Below are 15,442 nucleotides of genomic sequence, written 5' to 3'. Positions count from 1 at the left end.
ACGACCTGCCCGCGCGTGTCGGTCTGACCGGCTCCCACACTCCCCGAACGCCTATGCCGGCCGGGATGCCAACGTGCGGCCATGCCCTCGCCGGCCGATGTCATCGTTCCGCCGCCCGTCGAGTCGGGGGACCGTGTCGCCGTCGTCGCCCCCGCATCCGGTGCCGCGGCGCGCTACCCGCACGTCCTCGACCGTGGGCTCCGGACCCTCCGCGAGCGGTTCGACCTCGACCCCGTCGAGTACCCGACCGCCCGGAAGGACGACGACTGGCTCGCCGACAATCCCGCGGCACGCGCCGAGGACATCGAGACGGCGTTCCGCGACCCCGACATCGGCGCCGTCATCGCGACCATCGGCGGGAACGACCAGGTCCGTATCCTGGAACACCTCGACGGCGATGTGCTCCGCGAGCATCCGACCCGGTTCCTCGGGACGAGCGACAACACGCACCTCCACAGCCTGCTGTGGCAGGCCGGCGTGGTCTCGTTCTACGGCGGCACGCTGATGACCGACCTCGCGGCCGCTGGCGGCGTCTTCGACTACACCGCCGAGCACGTGCGGCGGGCGCTGTTCGACGACCACCTCGGCGCCGTCCGTCCGGCTGACGAGTTCTCCGACCACGACCGCGACTGGAACGAGCCGGACGCGCTGGACGAGCCGCTCGAACGGGAACCCAATCCCGGCTGGGAGTGGCGCGGTGGCGACGAACCCGCCGACGGTCGCGTCTGGGGTGGCTGCCTCGAAGTGGTCGACACCGTCCTCGCGGCCGACCGCACGATGCCCCCGGTGGCGGCGCTGGAGGGCTGCGTGCTGCTGCTCGAGACCGCCGAGGGGCTCCCCGAACCGCCGGATGTCCAGCGCGTGCTTCTCGGGCTGGGAGAGCGCGGCGTCCTCGACGCCGTCGACGCCGTGCTCCACGGCCGCGCGAAGGCTCGCAACCCGTTCGAGGACCCCGGGCCGGAGGCACGCGCCGACTACCGCGAGACGCAGACCGAGCTCGTGGCGGACCTCGTCGCGGAGTACAACCCCGACGTGCCGGTGGTCGGCAACTTCGATGTCGGCCACACGCACCCCGTCGTTCCCGTGCCCGTCGGCGGGCGGTGCGTGGTCGACACTGCGGCGGAGCGGGTCGCGTTCCCGGCGTTCGAGGGCTGACGGCGACTACGCCTCGTCCAGCGCCGGCTCGAACGCCACCAGCGCCTCGCGCCACGCGTCGGGGATGGGACGGGTGCCGCCCTCGCCATCGACGACCACGAGCGTGCTGGACCCCTCGGCCGCCAGGTCGCCGTCGGGCGTGTACATCTCACAGACCGTCGGGAAACTCCGCGTGCCCAGCGACGGGGTCCGGACCGCGACGGTCACGTACTCGTCGTCGGTCGTGACCGAGCGCCGGTAGTCCATCTCGAGGTTCGCCAGCACCATCTCGCGCTCCTCCAGCGGGATGTCCAGCACGGCGTCGAAGTAGTCGATGCGCGCCTGCTCGAAGTAGGTCACGTACACCGCGTTGTTGACGTGCCCCATCGTGTCCGTGTCGCGGTAGCGGACCGGAAGCGTCGTCGTGTAGGCGAACTCGTCGGGGACCGCGGGCGTCCCGTCGAGGGTCGAATCGAGGCTCATACCGACGCTGGACCGCGGGCGGTCACGTCGGTTTCGATGTCCGAGCGGTCCAGGTCAGGGCCGGGCAGGGTCCAGCGCCAGCAGGGCATCCGCGAGCGACCGCAACGCCTCGGCTTCGTCGATGTGGTCGAGCCATCGCTCGGGAAGCGCCGTCGCGCCGAAGCGCGCGCCGGCGACGGCTCCCGTCACGGCACCCACGGTGTCGGCGTCGTCACCCATGTTGACGGCCCGGACGATGGCTTCCTCGGCGCTCGGCGCGGTCAGACCGTGGTGGAGGCCCGTCTCCAGCGTGTGGACGACGTACCCCGAGGCCGAGAGCAGCGAGGGGTCGCGGTCGGTCGCACCCGCAACGGCGTCGCGGAGCGCCGCGGGCGCGTCCCCGATTCCGTCGAGCGCCCGTTCGACGGCCGTCTCGGGCGCGGCCGCGTCGAGCAGCGCCGACAGCACGCGGTTCAGCGCCGCACAGCCCCACATGCAGCGCGGGTCGGCGTGCGTGATGGCCGAGGACTCGCGACTCACCCGGAAGAGCCGGTCGTCCGCGTGATACGCCAGCGCGTGGGGTGCACAGCGCATCACGCTCCCGTTGCCCGCGTTGCTCCCCTCCGACCGGCGCTCCCACACGCGCTGGCCGGCCTCGTCCGGTGGGGTCCCGTTCCGGAGGCTCCCGATAGCTTCCCGGGTCGTCACCCCGATGTCGAACGGGCCGCCGTCGAGCCACGCGACGAACCGCTCGGCCACGTCCGCCGGGTCGAACCCCTCGCGGTCGCGGAGGCTCCGGGCGATACAGAGGGCCAGGTCGGTGTCGTCGGTCACCGTTCCCGCGGGTTGCCCGTGGGTGCCGTGTCCCAGCATCTCGGTCACGCGGCCGTGCTCGCGCTCGATGCTCGCGGGTGTCTCGAACCTCGCGGGTGTCTCGAACTCGACCGGACGACCGAGCGCGTCCCCACACGCCAGTCCCAGCAGGACACCCCTCGCACGGTCGCTCGTGCCGCCGTCACTCATGGTCGAGCCGAGGGGTGCCCGCCGCAAAAACCATCTGACGAATCTCACGGCCCGCCGGTCGGTTCAGGCCTCGAAGCCGTCCGTCTCCGACCCGACCCGGTCCTCGATACCGTCCTCCAGGCCGTCCTCGAGATAGGCGGCGGCACACGCCCCACAGCAGAACGCGCTTCCGAAGGTCATGTGGGCGTGGTGGTGGTTCACTTCGATCCACTCTCCACCCGGGGCAACCGACCCGCCGCACCGGTCACACTGGTCCATCACCATCTCCTACGAGGGGAGGATGCCTGTATCTTGCCCTGGCCCTCCGGTGTTCTGGATGGTGCGTTGATTTATCCAGGTCATCCGGATGGTCGATATCTCCCACGCGAGCGACGATGAGATTCCCGCGGACCAGGTGACGATTAGCGATGGTGGCAGCTCCGAGACATGGACCGCCTGTACCAGCGGCAACCCGACCGATATCTCGGCAGGCAGCACGACGAGCGTCGCTATCGACTCCAACGACGAAATCCGCGTCCTCTGGGCCAACGACGACGACTCGGCCACCCTGACCATCTGGGAGGCCCCCGATACCTGAACTCGGCCCCTCGAAGCGCCCGTTTCGACCCTCGATACGTGCCGAATCACAAATACGGACCAGTGTCATGGGTGGGTATGCACCTCGGACACGTGCGGACAGACGACGGGGTCTCCCCGGTCATCGGGGTCATCCTGATGGTCGCCATCACGGTCGTCCTGGCCACTATCGTAGCTGGATTCGCACTTGGCCTCGAGGAACGGAAGATGGACACCGCACCCAACGCGGAGTTCGAGTTCGACTACGACTCCGGCGCGAGCACGCTGGAGATCACGCACGCGAACGGCGACGAGGTTCGCGAGGACCGGGTCACCATCAAGGGCCACAGTAACGGGCCGAAGACGCCCGACTGGACGGGGGATACCGACACGGATGACTACTTCAGCGCCGGAGCCACGTACACCGCGACCGGCGTCGGGAGCGACGACACGGTCAAGGTCGTCTGGGAGGGCCCCAACGGGGACTCGACCACGCTCGCCACCTGGGAGCAGTAGGGCGACGCCCTGACGCGGCCCGACCGCACGCCGGAACGATTGTAACCGACGGGGTGCAAGCGACGGTCGTGACCTGCGCCGAGCCGGACTGTGACCGCGAGGCGGCGGTTCGCCTGCGCATCCCCTGGGACGCCGACCGGGAGGTCTGCACGGCGCACGCACGCGGGATGGCGACACGGGACGGCGTGGTCGCCGAACCCATCGAGGGGCGGGAGGAGGAGTGGCCCTGACCCGCACACGGTGGGCCCTTCGGGTACAAGTTTAAGTCCCTTCCCGGTATGCTACCAACCGACAATGGCCATCGACCCCCAGTTCGAGGATACGCGCGAAGTCGTCGACGAACACAACGGACACGACGTGTGGGGCCCCGTCGAGGAACCCGAGACGCTGGGTATCCACGGGACACACGTCGCCGTCGACTTCGACATCTGTCTCGCCGACGGCGCCTGTCTCGAGGACTGCCCGGTCGACGTGTTCGAGTGGGTCGACACGCCGGGCCACCCCGAGAGCGAGATCAAGGCCGACCCCGCGGAGGAGGCCTCCTGTATCGACTGCATGATCTGTGTCGACGTCTGCCCCGTCGACGCCATCGACGTGGACCCCAGCCGCGAAGGCCGGAGCTAGCCGCGGCCGGGTAGCCGTTCTCTCCCCGACGACCACGTCGCGGACACCCGCTCGGTGCGAATTCTGTCCGACAGCCGAGAGGCCCCGTTCCGGAAGCGGACGACCGTCCCCCGGCCGACGCCGGAACGATTCCTGCCGTTCTCGTGACGCTTTCCGGCAATAACTGCACGAAGCGCCCGGGCCACGAAATGAATGATTGCTTACTGTATCGCTTCGAGCGAGGGTAAATCGCGTGAGGGCGAGGTTCTGGACCGTGAATACGGCCGCCCCGCACTGTCGGCAACGGGCTGGTAGTTACAGTCCAGAGACATAATAAAGAGCTATTAGGATGCCGGGGGAGTCACTGCCCGAAGGTGATTTGATACCGATGCACACGGTAGTTCTGACCAAGGGGGTCCCCGACTTCAGGGAGGGCCAGGTCTCGTTCGACGAGGACGGCCACCTGGAGCGCGGCAAGACCCCGACGGTGATGAATCCGAACGACAAGCACGCCCTCCGGGGGGCGCTCCAGACGAAGGTCCGCCACGGCGGGACCGTGAGCGTGATGAGCATGGGCCCTCCGGGGTACAAGGAGGTGCTCCAGGAGGCGATGGAGTCGGTGTACGCCGACGACCTCTACCTGCTGAGCGACCGCGAGATGGCCGCGGCCGACACGTGGGCGACGGCCATCACCCTGACGACGGGGATCGAGAAGCTCGAGGAGATGCCGGACCTGCTGTTCGCGGGCTTCAAGACGGCCGACGGGGAGACGGGCCACACCGGGCCGCAGACGGCGTGGGGCCTGGACATCCCGATGGTCACCCACGTCGTCGCGCTGGACGTCGACGAGGAGAGCGAGACCGTCCGCGTGAAGCGGCTCGTCGAGGGTGATATCGAGGAGATCGAGACCGTCGAGGCGCCGATGCCGGCCCTCATCGTGATGGACCCCGAGTTCGAGCCCTCCTATCGAACGGCGGGCGAGCGACTCACGCACAAGGACCTCCGCGCGGACACCCAGGAGCGGGCGCCCGACTTCGAGGACGACCTCACCGTCTGGAACCACGAGGCGCTCAACCTCGACCCGGACTTCATCGGGCTGGACGGCTCACCGACCATCGTCGAGTCCGTCGACCCGATTCCGAAGCCGCCCGCGGAACGCGAGGCCACGATGGTCGATGCCGACGACGCCGAGGGGATGGAATCGGTGCTCGAGGAACTGCAACCCCACGCCGCCGGGGCCAGCGAGGCGGCGGGTGATTGACCATGCCTGAATTCGACCCCTCAGAGCACGACATCTCCGAGATCGGTCCGAAGGTCCAGGCCATCGACGACGCCGACGAACTGCGCGCCATCCTCGAGGCCGAGGAAGCGGGCGAGGACCGGGCGCCGGTCAAGCAGGTCATCGAGAGCCGCATCGAGAAGCTGGAGGAAGAGGACGAGGAACCGGACGGCCTGCCCGACCTCACCGACATGTCGACGGCGGAGGCGGCCAACGCCATCCGTGACATCGACGACCCCGACGAACTCCGCGAGCTGCTCGAGACGGAGGAGGCCGGCGAGGACCGCGGTGGCGTCAAGACACAGATACAGAACCGCCTCGATTCCGTCACGGAGGACGAAGACGCCGACGAGGAGGCGGCCGAGGAAGAACCCAAGACACCCGAGGAGCGCCACCCCGACCTCGACCATCCGACCGCGGACAAGCGCCACGTCCGCGCCGTCGAGGACGGCGAGTACCGCGACATGTGGGTCTACTGTGAGACCCAGCAGGGCGAACTCATCGACGTCTCGAAGGAGATGCTGGGGAAGGCCCGGCAGCTCATGGACGACTACAACGACGACTACGATGCCGACGAGAAGGTCATCGCGCTCGTCGTGGGCGAGGACATCCAGGAACAGGCCGAGCTCGCCATCGAGTACGGCGCCGACGTCGCGCTGTACCAGGAGGACCCGCGGCTCGACCGGTTCCTCCACAAGCCGTACACCGAGATATTCGTCGACGCCGCGCGGGGCACCGGTCACCCGCACGGCCGCGAGGACCGGCCGGACGTGGAGTGGCACGGCTACGACGAGCCACGCTACGTCCTGTTCCCGGCGACGAACAACGGCCGCGACCTCTCCGCGACCGTGCAGGCCGAACTCGACTCCGGGCTCGCCTCGGACTGTTCGGACCTTCATATCACGGATGTGCTCATCTCGAACCCGGCGAAGACGGGCGAGCCGGGCACGAAGAAGGAGTTCGAGCGCGTCCTGCACATGAAGCGGCCGGACTTCTCGGGCTTCGAGTACTCGACCATCCTCTGTCTGGACAAGCCCGACCGCGAGTTCCACCCACAGGGTGGCTCGGTCATCCCGGGCGCGTTCGACGTGCCGGAGCCCGACCCCGAGCGCGAGGGCGAGGTGGTCGAGTGGGACGCGCCCCTCGACGACGGCTGGTTCTCCGTCGACGTGACCGACCACGACCAGCTCGACGAGGGCGTCGACCTCACCGGCCGCGAGGTCGTCGTCGCCCTCGGTCGGGGTATCGGGGACGACCCGAGCAAGGGCATCGAGCTCGGGGTCGACCTCGTCGACGCCTTCGAGGATGCCGACCTCGGGCTCTCGCGAGGGGTCATCACGGCCTCCTACCAGTTCGAGGGCCACGTCGAGCAGTACATCACCGAGGAGCGACAGATCGGCGAGTCCGGGCAGGTGGTCGAGCCGCCCGTCTACATCGCCGCCGGCATCTCCGGCGCCGTCCAGCACAAGGTCGGCATGGACGAATCGGACACCATCATCAGCATCAACACCGACACGGACGCAGACATCGTGGATTTCTCTGATTACTTCATCGAGGGCGACCTCTTCGAGGTCCTGCCCGCCATGACCGAGGCGCTGGAATCGGGCGAATCGATCGGTGCCGTCGCGGAGGCCGGAGGTGCGACCGATGACTGAGAGTGCCATCGACACCGACGAGTACGAGCATTACGAGGCGCTCGTCGTCGGCTGTGGCCCGGGCGGAGCCGCCGCCGCGGCCAAGCTGGCCGAGGAGGGCGTGGAGACGCTCGTCCTCGAGCGCGGCGTCGAGGCCGGCTCGAAGAACGTCTCCGGCGGCCTCATCTACGCCGAGGAGTCGGCCCCGTACACCATCGACGACCTGTTCCCGGACTTCCGCGAGCAGGCCGCCGAGCGACCCATCACGGAGTACCACATCCACAACATGGCCGGGTCGCAGGTGAAGTCGCTGGACATCACCGAGCTCCACGAGCACGATACCGAGTGGTCCGACGCGGTCCTGCGCCGGACGATGGACTCCTGGCTCGAACAGCGGGTCCACGAGAAGACCCGCGAGGCCGGCGGCGGTGTCCTCACGGACGTCCGCGTCAACGGCCTGCTGCGCGACGGCGGCGAGATCGTCGGCGTCACCTGCGACGAGATCGAGCCCATCACGGCCGACCTCATCGTCGCCGCCGACGGCGTCAACTCCGAACTCGCGCGCGACGCCGGCCTGATGGACTGGGACGAGCCCGACGAGTGGTTCCAGGGCGTCAAGGCCATCGTCGACATGCCCGAGGACGCCATCACCGACCGGTTCGGCGTCGGCGAGGGCGAGGGTGTCGCGCACCTGTTCTCGGGGAACATCTTCGAGGACGTGCGCGGCGGCGGCTTCCTCTACACCAACCAGGACACCCTCTCCATCGGGACGGTGTTCCACCTCGACAGCCTGGTCGCCGAGGAGGCCGAACCCCACGAGCTGCTGGATGCCCTCCTCACGCACCCGTTGCTGGCGGACTGGCTTGGCGACGACTACGACGAGGTGGAGTACTCCGCGAAGCTCGTCCCCGACTCGAAGAAGGTGGCCCACCGGTCGCCCCACCGCGACCGGCTCGTCCTCGTCGGCGACGCCGGCGGGCAGATGCAGGCCCAGGGGCCCGTCATCAAGGGGATGAACCACGCCGTGACAGCGGGCGCGCTCGCCGCCGAGGCGTTCGCCGAGGCCAAACGCGCGGGCCGCCCCCATTCGGCTGGCGAGCGCTACACCGAGAAGCTCGAGGACTCGGGGACGATGCAGAAGCTCCGCCCCGAGGCCTACGAGACTATCGCGCCCCTCGCGGAGAACGAGACGGCCACCCGGCTCGCCGAGTCGCTCGTCGAGTCACCGGTCGGCCGCCTCGGCATCCGCGCGCTCGGGACGAAGGGGCTGGAGAAGCTGTTCGCGAACCCCACCATCCTCTCGCTGATGCCGGACACGAAGGTACCGTACGTGACGGTGCCGACGGTCATCGCGGAGGAGCTGGGTGGCGAGGTCCACGCCACCAGCCACGTCGAGCCCCCTGAACTCGACGACCGCATCGGCGACCTGACCTACGACGTCGGGGACCCGCACATCGAGGTGAAGGACAACTCCTGGGACGCCAGCGGTGCCGCGGTGTCGGCCTGTCCGGTGAGCGCCCGCGACTTCGGCGGCGGCTGCTACCGCGAGGAGACGGTCCAGACGAACGGCCACGAGGAACGCGTCGTCAGCCTCGACACCCAGCCCTGCGTCGAGTGTGGCACCTGTGCCATCGTCGCGGACACCGACTGGGAGCATCCTGCCGGCGGGAAGGGCGTCGAGTTCAAGCAGGGCTAACACGGACCGCTCCCACCACATGACCGACCCCTACCACGACCGCATCGCCGACCTCGCCCGCCGCGCCGAGCGCGACCGGGCGGCGTTCGACCCACCGGCCGACCCGCCGGACGAGGAGCGCGCGCTGGAGTATCTCCGCGAGGGAGCCGGCCCCGCTATCGCGCTGTATCTCGAGGCCCGGACCGGCGGCGGCGAGCAGGTCCGGTTCGAACGCGACGCGTTCGCGGCGCTGGAGTCGGCCATGAACGACTGGCTGGAGCTGTACGCCGCCTGCCACGGGGCTGACATCGACGCCGAGTTCACCGTCCGTGAGGCTGCCGAGATCCTCGTCCGCACGGAGAACGTCCGACACACGGCCGAGGTGCTGACGAAGGTCCCCGAGCGGGACGCCCGGCCGGACGCGACGCCCGCGGAGTAGGCCTGCTCGTCCGGGTCGGGGGGGATTTATGCCGCTGGGCGGGCCATCCCCACCCGATGCCCTCCCCCAGCCAGCCCGCCACGGACAGCCTGCAGTCCCACCGGCCGCCGTCAGATTCGAGCGGCGAGCCGACGATCGCCGTCGCCCACTACCCCGAGGGAGCCGGCCACGCGACCCGGATGCTGGCCATCGCGGACGAACTGGAGACCCGGGGCGCGACGGTCCGGATGGCCGGCGGCGGAGCGGGCTCCCGGTTCGTCGCGCTCAACGGCTACGACGCGTTCGAACCCACCAACGTCGATTTCATCGACACCGTGCAGGACGGCGCGGTCCGGCAGGTACTGACCGGCAGTCTCCCGGCCTCGGCGAACCGCATCGCCGACTACGTGGACTGGCTCCGCGAGACGGCGCCCGACGCACTCGTCACCGACGACATGTTCGCGGCGATGGCCGCGCTCCGTATCGACGTGCCGCTGTACGTCCTGAAACACGACATGCCGGGGCTCTACCGGAACCGGCTGGAGCGGGCGGGCGCCGCGTTCCACACCTCCTTCCAGGTCTCCGCCGCCGAGGCGTTCTTCTACCCGGCCGTGTGGCCGGCCGCCGGACTGGCACCCGAGGGCGCGACCCGGGTCCCCCCGGTCGCGCTGGAGGGAGAGAGCCGCGACCGCGACGGTGCCGACGTGGTGGTCGTGCCGAGCCACTACTCCGAGCTGGGCCGCATCGCGACCGCGCTCGAACGCGAGGGATACGACGTCATCGACGTCGGAAGCGACGACTGGGAGCCGGTCCCGTCGCTGCTCCCGTATCTCCGGGACGCCGAGGTCGTCGTCTGCTCGGGCTACTCGACGGTGATGGACGCCGCCGTCGCGGGGACGCCGTGTGTCGTCCACCCGGCGACGGACGAGCAGGAAGCCGTCGCCGACCGGCTTCGCGACGACGAGACTGCCGGATTCACCGTGGCCGAGGAGCCGCTCGATGTCCTCGAGGCCGTGGCCGACCCACCGGACCCGACCGGACACGAGAACGGCGCGCCATACGTCGCGGAGACCATCCTGGCGGACCTCCGGACGACCACGGCACCCCGGACCGACGGCCGAATCGAGGAGCGCGCGGCTGCCGACGACCGGCGGCCCGTGGCTGCTGGCAGAGGGGTGGGTCGGCGGGCGGCCACCGGTCGGGACCGTCTGCTGCGGGTCGGAGACCGGGTCCGCGGGGGTGCCCGGAGCGCCGGCCGTGCAGGTGTCCGTGGGGCCACGCGTACAGCGGTGGCGACTCGCCGGACGGCGGTAGCGGTAGCGGCCGGTGCCCGCTCGACTGCCGGGAGCGTCCGCCGCTACGGCCTCGCGACGAGCGTCCTGCTGGCGTCGGTCGCCGTCTTCGCGGACTGCCGGCTCCGGCGGACCGGCGACGCGACGGCGCGTCGCCTCGCGGCCCTGGCTGCCGGGCTCCGGACCGTGGCGGCCCGGACACGCGACGCACTGGCCCGGGGCGAACGAGCCCTGGCGCGGGCTGGCACCACGGTCGCCGGCGGCATCGCCCGGCTCGGCGGCTCGTTGCGCGATGCCCTCGCCACTGGGACGCGCGAGTGAGTCGCTCCGGGCCGGTCAAGGACGTGGCAGGGCCGGTCCACGATGGACCCCTCCGGAAGCCGGCTGCTGGAGCCACGAGCGAGCCGTCAGCGATTTTCCGGCAAAAAACGTTAAGTACTGGGTGATGGTAGCAGTCCACATGCAGTTCAGTGACGACCTGGAGTTCGACCACCGGGACCGCAAGGACATCTACGACTACATCGAGCGCAACGGGCGGGTCGACTATGACGAGGCCCGGGCGGCGCTGAACATGGACGAGACGGCCTTCGGCCACCACGTCGCCATCCTGCGGCGTGAGGGCGTGATCGAGCGCGACGAGGCGGAGGACGAACTCCGCCTGGCGTTCGAGGATGCCGAGGTTGAGATCCACTCCGGGGGCGACGTGGAGTTCACCATCCGGCAGGCCCACGAGGACGACCTCGACGGGCTGGTCGAGGCCATCCGGACCGCGCTCGCCGACCGGACGTACATCGTCGGCGAGACCGTCGCGGACACGGTCGACCACGAGGATGTCCTCCTCCGGCACAACGAGGTCCGGTCGCGCGTCTTCTTCGTCGCGACCGTCGAGGGGGAGGTCGCCGGCTGGGTCAATCTCGACCACCCGGAGGTCGACAGCCTCGACCACACCGCGGAGCTGACGGTCGGTGTCGTTCCCGAGTACCGCGGCAACACCATCGGGAGCGAACTCATGGAGCGAGCCTACGGCTGGGCCCGCGACAACGGCTACGAGAAGCTCTACAACTCCGTGCCTGCCACCAACGAGCGCGGTATGGAGTGGCTCGAGGACCACGGCTGGGAGACGGAGGCCGTCCGCGAACGCCACTACCGCATCGACGACGAGTACGTCGACGAGGTGATGATGGCGGTCTGGCCGTAGCGGGGCTAGTCTACTCCCTCCGGTGGTCGGACCGGGAGCCGTCTCCTCAAGTGATTGTATCACCGAGTCATCCGTTAGCCTCCTCACCTCCTGCTCCGCACGACCAGCTGAACGCCCCCACTCGAGGCCCAACGTTATATGCCGCCCGCAGATATTGCCGGATATGGCCAACGATAGCTCCTCCGGCCATTACATCGACGGCGAGTGGGTCGCCGGCGAAGGCGAGGAGACGTTCGAGAGCATCGACCCGGCGACCGGTGAGTCCCTGGGCGAGTACCCGGTGGCCACCCCGTCGGATGTCGACCGCGCGCTCGCGGCCGCCGACGAGGCGTCCGAGGCGTGGCGCGGGATGTCCTACATCGACCGGGCGGAGGTCCTGTGGGATGTCTACCACGAACTCCGTGACCGCACGGACGAACTCGGCGAGGTCGTCACGCGCGAGTGCGGCAAGGAGATATCCGAGGGCCGCGCGGACGTGGTCGAGGCCGCGCACATGGTCGAGTGGGCTGCCGGCAACGCCCGGCACCCGCACGGCGACGTGGTCCCGAGCGAGATCGCCAGCAAGGACGCCTCGATGCGGCGCAAGCCCCGCGGCGTCGTCGGCTGTATCACGCCCTGGAACTTCCCGGTCGCCATCCCCTTCTGGCACATGGCGGTCACGCTGGTCGAGGGCAACACCGTCGTCTGGAAACCCGCCGAGCAGACGCCGTGGTGTGGAGAGATTGTCGCGGAGATGCTGGCCGACGCGGGCGTCCCGGACGGCGTGTTCAACATGGTCCAGGGGTTCGGTGAGGCCGGCGGCGAGATCGTCGACGACCCCCGCGTCGACACGGTGCTGTTCACCGGGAGTGCGGAGGTCGGCCACGAGATCGCCTCCCGCGTCGGCGGCGAACCCGGGAAGCTCGCGGCCTGCGAGATGGGCGGGAAGAACGCCATCGTCGTCACCGCCGAGGCCGACCTGGACATCGCGGTCCACTCCGCGGTGATGAGTTCGTTCAAGACGACCGGGCAGCGCTGTGTCTCCAGCGAGCGCCTTATCGTCCACACGGACGTGTACGACGATTTCAAGCGCCGGTTCGTCGACCTCGCCGAGTCCGTGGCCGTCGGCGACCCGCTCGAGGAGGACACCTTCATGGGACCGCTCGTCGACGAGAGTCAGGTCGAGAAGTTCGGCCGCTACAACGACCTCGCCCGCGAGGAGGGCGCGACCGTCCTCGTCGACCGCGAGGCCCTCGACAGCGAGGAGATTCCGGACGGCGCCGAGGACGGGTACTGGGTCGGGCCGTTCGTCTACGAGATCGACTACGACCCCCAGAACCCCAAACGGGTGCTGCAGGAGGAGGTGTTCGGCCCGCACGTCGCGCTGGTCGAGTACGACGGCGATATCGAGGAGGCGGTGGCCATCCAGAACGACTCGGATTACGGTCTGGCCGGCGCCGTCATCTCCGAGGACTACCGCGAGATCAACCACTACCGCGACCACGCGGAACTCGGCCTGGCGTACGCGAACCTGCCGTGTATCGGCGCGGAGGTCCAGCTCCCGTTCGGCGGCGTCAAGAAGTCCGGCAACGGCTACCCCTCCGCCAGGGAGGTCATCGAGGCCGTCACCGAGCGCACGGCGTTCACGGTGAACAACTCGAAGGACATCCAGATGGCGCAGGGGCTCTCGGCGGATATCAAGACCGAGGACGACTAGACGGGGTCGGGCGCCGGCTCCCAGCGACCAGAAGCCACTTGCCCCGACACCGCCACGCCCCCGGTAATGGACCTCCAGAACGCGCGGGTCTGCATCACCGGCGGCGCGGGCTTCGTCGGCTCGCACCTCGCCGAACACCTCATCGCCGAGTACGACGCCGATGTCCGTATCGCGGACCGCTTCTCGAACTCCTCGCCCGACTGGGTGCCCGAGGGCGCCGAACTGGTCGAGGGCGACCTCACGGACCCCGAGGTCGTGGCCGAGGCCATCACCCCGGACGTGGACATCGTCTTCCACTTCGCGGCCGACAAGGACGCCTCCCGGGACGACACCGAGCAGTTCACCGTCAACACGGAGCTGACGCGCCGGGTCATCGAGCGGATGGACGAGGTCGACGTCCGGCAGGTCGCCTTCACCTCCTCGTCGACGGTGTACGGCGAGGCCCCGCGGCCGACGCCCGAGGACTACGCGCCGCTGGAACCCATCAGTGTCTACGGCGCCGCCAAACTCGCCGAGGAGTCGCTCCTCTCGGTGTACGCCCACAGCCACGACTTCCAGGTCTGGTCGTTCCGCTTTGCTAACATCGTCGGCCCGCGGCTCCAGCTCGGCGCCGTCGTCCCGGACTTCATCGGCAAACTCCGCGATGACCCGAGCACGCTGGAGATACTCGGTGACGGCCGGCAGGAGAAGTCCTACCTCCACGTCGCCGACTGCGTGGACGCGATGTGTCACGTCGTCCAGCACGCCGACCAGCCCGTCAACACGTACAACCTCGGGACACGCACGACCACCTCGGTCAAGACCATCGCGGACATCGTGGCCGACGAGATGGGGCTCGACCCCGACTACGAGTTCACGGGCGGCGACCGCGGCTGGACCGGCGACGTGCCCCGGATGCGACTCTCGGTCGAGAAACTCGCAGGGCTGGGCTGGGAGGCGCCCGGCTCCAGCGACGACGCCGTCCGGCGGGCGACCCGGGAACTGCTCGACGAGGGCGTCTACGGCCTCGACGAATCGGTCTGAGGGCACACCCTCGGACAGGGACGCGACCGCTCGGCCCGCACGCGCGGTGGAACAGTCTTATGGGGGGTCGTCTCCTCGCCTCGTACGATGAGTACGGCCGACGAAGAGGCGGACCTCTCCGAGGACGAGCAGGCCGGACTGGAGCTGATCCGGCAGATCGGCAGCATCCACCAGAGCGACTTCTGGAAGGAACTCGATGTCGACTCCCGCAAGGGGAGTCGCATCCTGGAGTCGCTCGAGGAGAAGGGCCTCATCGAGCGCGAGAAGACCGTCTACGAGGGGCACAACACCTACCACATCGAGCCGGTCCACGACCCCCGGGACCTGGACTTCTCGCTGCTGATGGCCGGCGACATGCTGAGCCCCTTCATCGGCGACGAGGAGATCGACGCCACCAGCGACCAGTTCTCGCAGTACATCATGACGCTGGCGTACGAGGAGTACTAACTCGAGCTTTTTTGCGCTGCGGGTTTCCTCGGCGGGCCGGCGGAGCCGGCCCGCCTGCGGAACCACTTGCGCAAAAAACGTTCAGAAAAAAGGCCGGCACTCGGCCGCGAAGCGGCCTCGTGCCGGTGAAACGCGCGCCTTCGGCGCGCGTATGCAGTGGCCCGTGTCTGTGTCACTGGCGCGGTTCTGTTGCTGGTGTCACTGGCGCGGTTCTGTTGCTGGTGTCACTGGCGCGGTTCTGTTGCTGGTGTCACTGGCGCGGTTCTGTTGCTGGTGTCACTGGCGCGGTTCTGTTGCTGGTGTCACTGGCGCGGTTCTGTTGCTGGTGTCACTGGCGCGGTTCTGTTGCTGGTGTCACTGGCGCGGTTCTGTTGCTGGTGTCACTGGCGCGGTTCTGTTGCTGGTGTCACTGGCGCGGTTCTGTTGCTGGTGTCACTGGCGCGGTTCTGTTGCTGGTGTCACTGGCGCGGTCCCGAACAGCCCCCGA

Annotated in this window: 16 protein-coding genes; 14 read left to right on the top strand and 2 right to left on the bottom strand. The window is 69.0% G+C overall.

Translation table 11 applies throughout. The features are described from left to right. The first annotated feature begins 81 nt into the window (after window positions 1–81). Window positions 82–1,155, top strand: a complete 1,074-nt coding sequence (locus NL114_RS00650) for a S66 family peptidase (RefSeq protein WP_254822881.1) — start codon at window positions 82–84, stop codon at window positions 1,153–1,155. Window positions 1,156–1,161: 6 nt separating this feature from the next. Here the strand turns inward: NL114_RS00650 and NL114_RS00645 are convergent, their stop codons facing one another. Together NL114_RS00645 and NL114_RS00640 are read right to left on the bottom strand one after the other, a co-directional pair. Beyond that, on the bottom strand, window positions 1,162–1,617 hold the full coding sequence (locus NL114_RS00645) for an acyl-CoA thioesterase (RefSeq protein WP_254822880.1): 456 nt from the start codon (window positions 1,615–1,617) through the stop codon (window positions 1,162–1,164). 54 nt (window positions 1,618–1,671) lie between these two features. Beyond that, window positions 1,672–2,619 carry an ADP-ribosylglycohydrolase family protein gene (locus NL114_RS00640; protein ID WP_254822879.1) on the bottom strand — a complete coding sequence of 316 codons (948 nt, stop codon included), beginning with the start codon at window positions 2,617–2,619 and terminating at the stop codon, window positions 1,672–1,674. Window positions 2,620–2,965: 346 nt separating this feature from the next. Between NL114_RS00640 and NL114_RS00635 the strand changes: the two genes are divergently transcribed. The 13 genes from NL114_RS00635 to NL114_RS00575 all read left to right on the top strand — a co-directional run bounded on the left by NL114_RS00635 (window position 2,966) and on the right by NL114_RS00575 (window position 14,955). Beyond that, on the top strand, window positions 2,966–3,196 hold the full coding sequence (locus tag NL114_RS00635; protein ID WP_254822878.1) for a hypothetical protein: 231 nt from the start codon (window positions 2,966–2,968) through the stop codon (window positions 3,194–3,196). 77 nt (window positions 3,197–3,273) lie between these two features. Further along, entirely contained in the window at window positions 3,274–3,690 is a 417-nt protein-coding gene (locus NL114_RS00630; RefSeq protein WP_254822877.1) for a type IV pilin domain-containing protein, read from the top strand. A gap of 68 nt (window positions 3,691–3,758) precedes the next feature. After that, on the top strand, window positions 3,759–3,920 hold the full coding sequence (locus NL114_RS00625; protein WP_254822876.1) for a DUF8014 family protein: 162 nt from the start codon (window positions 3,759–3,761) through the stop codon (window positions 3,918–3,920). A 64-nt stretch (window positions 3,921–3,984) separates the two neighbouring features. Next, window positions 3,985–4,314, top strand: coding sequence for a 4Fe-4S dicluster domain-containing protein (locus tag NL114_RS00620; protein WP_254822875.1), 330 nt, complete (start codon window positions 3,985–3,987; stop codon window positions 4,312–4,314). 367 nt (window positions 4,315–4,681) lie between these two features. After that, on the top strand, window positions 4,682–5,554 hold the full coding sequence (locus NL114_RS00615) for an electron transfer flavoprotein subunit beta/FixA family protein (protein WP_254822874.1): 873 nt from the start codon (window positions 4,682–4,684) through the stop codon (window positions 5,552–5,554). A 2-nt stretch (window positions 5,555–5,556) separates the two neighbouring features. Next, complete coding sequence (locus NL114_RS00610; RefSeq protein WP_254822873.1) at window positions 5,557–7,227, top strand: electron transfer flavoprotein subunit alpha/FixB family protein; 1,671 nt, start codon at window positions 5,557–5,559, stop codon at window positions 7,225–7,227. Beyond that, the gene (locus NL114_RS00605; RefSeq protein ID WP_254822872.1) at window positions 7,220–8,902 is read left to right on the top strand and encodes an FAD-dependent monooxygenase; all 1,683 of its coding nucleotides are present in this window, start codon (window positions 7,220–7,222) and stop codon (window positions 8,900–8,902) included. Before NL114_RS00610 ends, NL114_RS00605 begins: the two co-directional genes overlap by 8 nt. A 19-nt stretch (window positions 8,903–8,921) precedes the next feature. Beyond that, entirely contained in the window at window positions 8,922–9,320 is a 399-nt protein-coding gene (locus NL114_RS00600; RefSeq protein ID WP_254822871.1) for a DUF8055 family protein, read from the top strand. Window positions 9,321–9,376: 56 nt separating this feature from the next. Continuing rightward, window positions 9,377–10,912, top strand: a complete 1,536-nt coding sequence (locus NL114_RS00595) for a hypothetical protein (RefSeq protein ID WP_254822870.1) — start codon at window positions 9,377–9,379, stop codon at window positions 10,910–10,912. 139 nt (window positions 10,913–11,051) lie between these two features. Continuing rightward, window positions 11,052–11,789: a GNAT family N-acetyltransferase gene (locus NL114_RS00590; RefSeq protein ID WP_254822869.1), complete on the top strand. Its 738-nt coding sequence runs from the start codon at window positions 11,052–11,054 to the stop codon at window positions 11,787–11,789. A 163-nt stretch (window positions 11,790–11,952) separates the two neighbouring features. After that, entirely contained in the window at window positions 11,953–13,485 is a 1,533-nt protein-coding gene (locus NL114_RS00585) for an aldehyde dehydrogenase family protein (RefSeq protein WP_254822868.1), read from the top strand. A gap of 66 nt (window positions 13,486–13,551) precedes the next feature. Next, a complete protein-coding gene (locus tag NL114_RS00580; RefSeq protein ID WP_254822867.1) occupies window positions 13,552–14,508 on the top strand; it encodes an NAD-dependent epimerase/dehydratase family protein in 957 nt (318 codons plus the stop codon). 87 nt (window positions 14,509–14,595) lie between these two features. After that, the gene (locus NL114_RS00575) at window positions 14,596–14,955 is read left to right on the top strand and encodes a helix-turn-helix transcriptional regulator (protein WP_254822866.1); all 360 of its coding nucleotides are present in this window, start codon (window positions 14,596–14,598) and stop codon (window positions 14,953–14,955) included. Window positions 14,956–15,442: the final 487 nt, after the last annotated feature.

Origin of the sequence: Haloglomus halophilum (assembly GCF_024298885.1) — an archaeon.
Taxonomy (GTDB): domain Archaea; phylum Halobacteriota; class Halobacteria; order Halobacteriales; family Haloarculaceae; genus Haloglomus; species Haloglomus halophilum.
The sequence above is the reverse complement of the archived record's forward strand: the minus strand, read 5'-3'. Positions and strand labels throughout refer to the sequence as shown.

Coding starts and splice junctions, on each gene's coding strand:
- NL114_RS00650 (WP_254822881.1), top strand. CDS start 82: ATGCCCTCGCCGGCCGATGTCATCGTTCCGCCGCCCGTCGAGTCGGGG.
- NL114_RS00645 (WP_254822880.1), bottom strand. CDS start 1,617: ATGAGCCTCGATTCGACCCTCGACGGGACGCCCGCGGTCCCCGACGAG.
- NL114_RS00640 (WP_254822879.1), bottom strand. CDS start 2,619: ATGAGTGACGGCGGCACGAGCGACCGTGCGAGGGGTGTCCTGCTGGGA.
- NL114_RS00635 (WP_254822878.1), top strand. CDS start 2,966: ATGGTCGATATCTCCCACGCGAGCGACGATGAGATTCCCGCGGACCAG.
- NL114_RS00630 (WP_254822877.1), top strand. CDS start 3,274: ATGCACCTCGGACACGTGCGGACAGACGACGGGGTCTCCCCGGTCATC.
- NL114_RS00620 (WP_254822875.1), top strand. CDS start 3,985: ATGGCCATCGACCCCCAGTTCGAGGATACGCGCGAAGTCGTCGACGAA.
- NL114_RS00615 (WP_254822874.1), top strand. CDS start 4,682: ATGCACACGGTAGTTCTGACCAAGGGGGTCCCCGACTTCAGGGAGGGC.
- NL114_RS00610 (WP_254822873.1), top strand. CDS start 5,557: ATGCCTGAATTCGACCCCTCAGAGCACGACATCTCCGAGATCGGTCCG.
- NL114_RS00605 (WP_254822872.1), top strand. CDS start 7,220: ATGACTGAGAGTGCCATCGACACCGACGAGTACGAGCATTACGAGGCG.
- NL114_RS00600 (WP_254822871.1), top strand. CDS start 8,922: ATGACCGACCCCTACCACGACCGCATCGCCGACCTCGCCCGCCGCGCC.
- NL114_RS00595 (WP_254822870.1), top strand. CDS start 9,377: ATGCCCTCCCCCAGCCAGCCCGCCACGGACAGCCTGCAGTCCCACCGG.
- NL114_RS00590 (WP_254822869.1), top strand. CDS start 11,052: ATGCAGTTCAGTGACGACCTGGAGTTCGACCACCGGGACCGCAAGGAC.
- NL114_RS00585 (WP_254822868.1), top strand. CDS start 11,953: ATGGCCAACGATAGCTCCTCCGGCCATTACATCGACGGCGAGTGGGTC.
- NL114_RS00580 (WP_254822867.1), top strand. CDS start 13,552: ATGGACCTCCAGAACGCGCGGGTCTGCATCACCGGCGGCGCGGGCTTC.
- NL114_RS00575 (WP_254822866.1), top strand. CDS start 14,596: ATGAGTACGGCCGACGAAGAGGCGGACCTCTCCGAGGACGAGCAGGCC.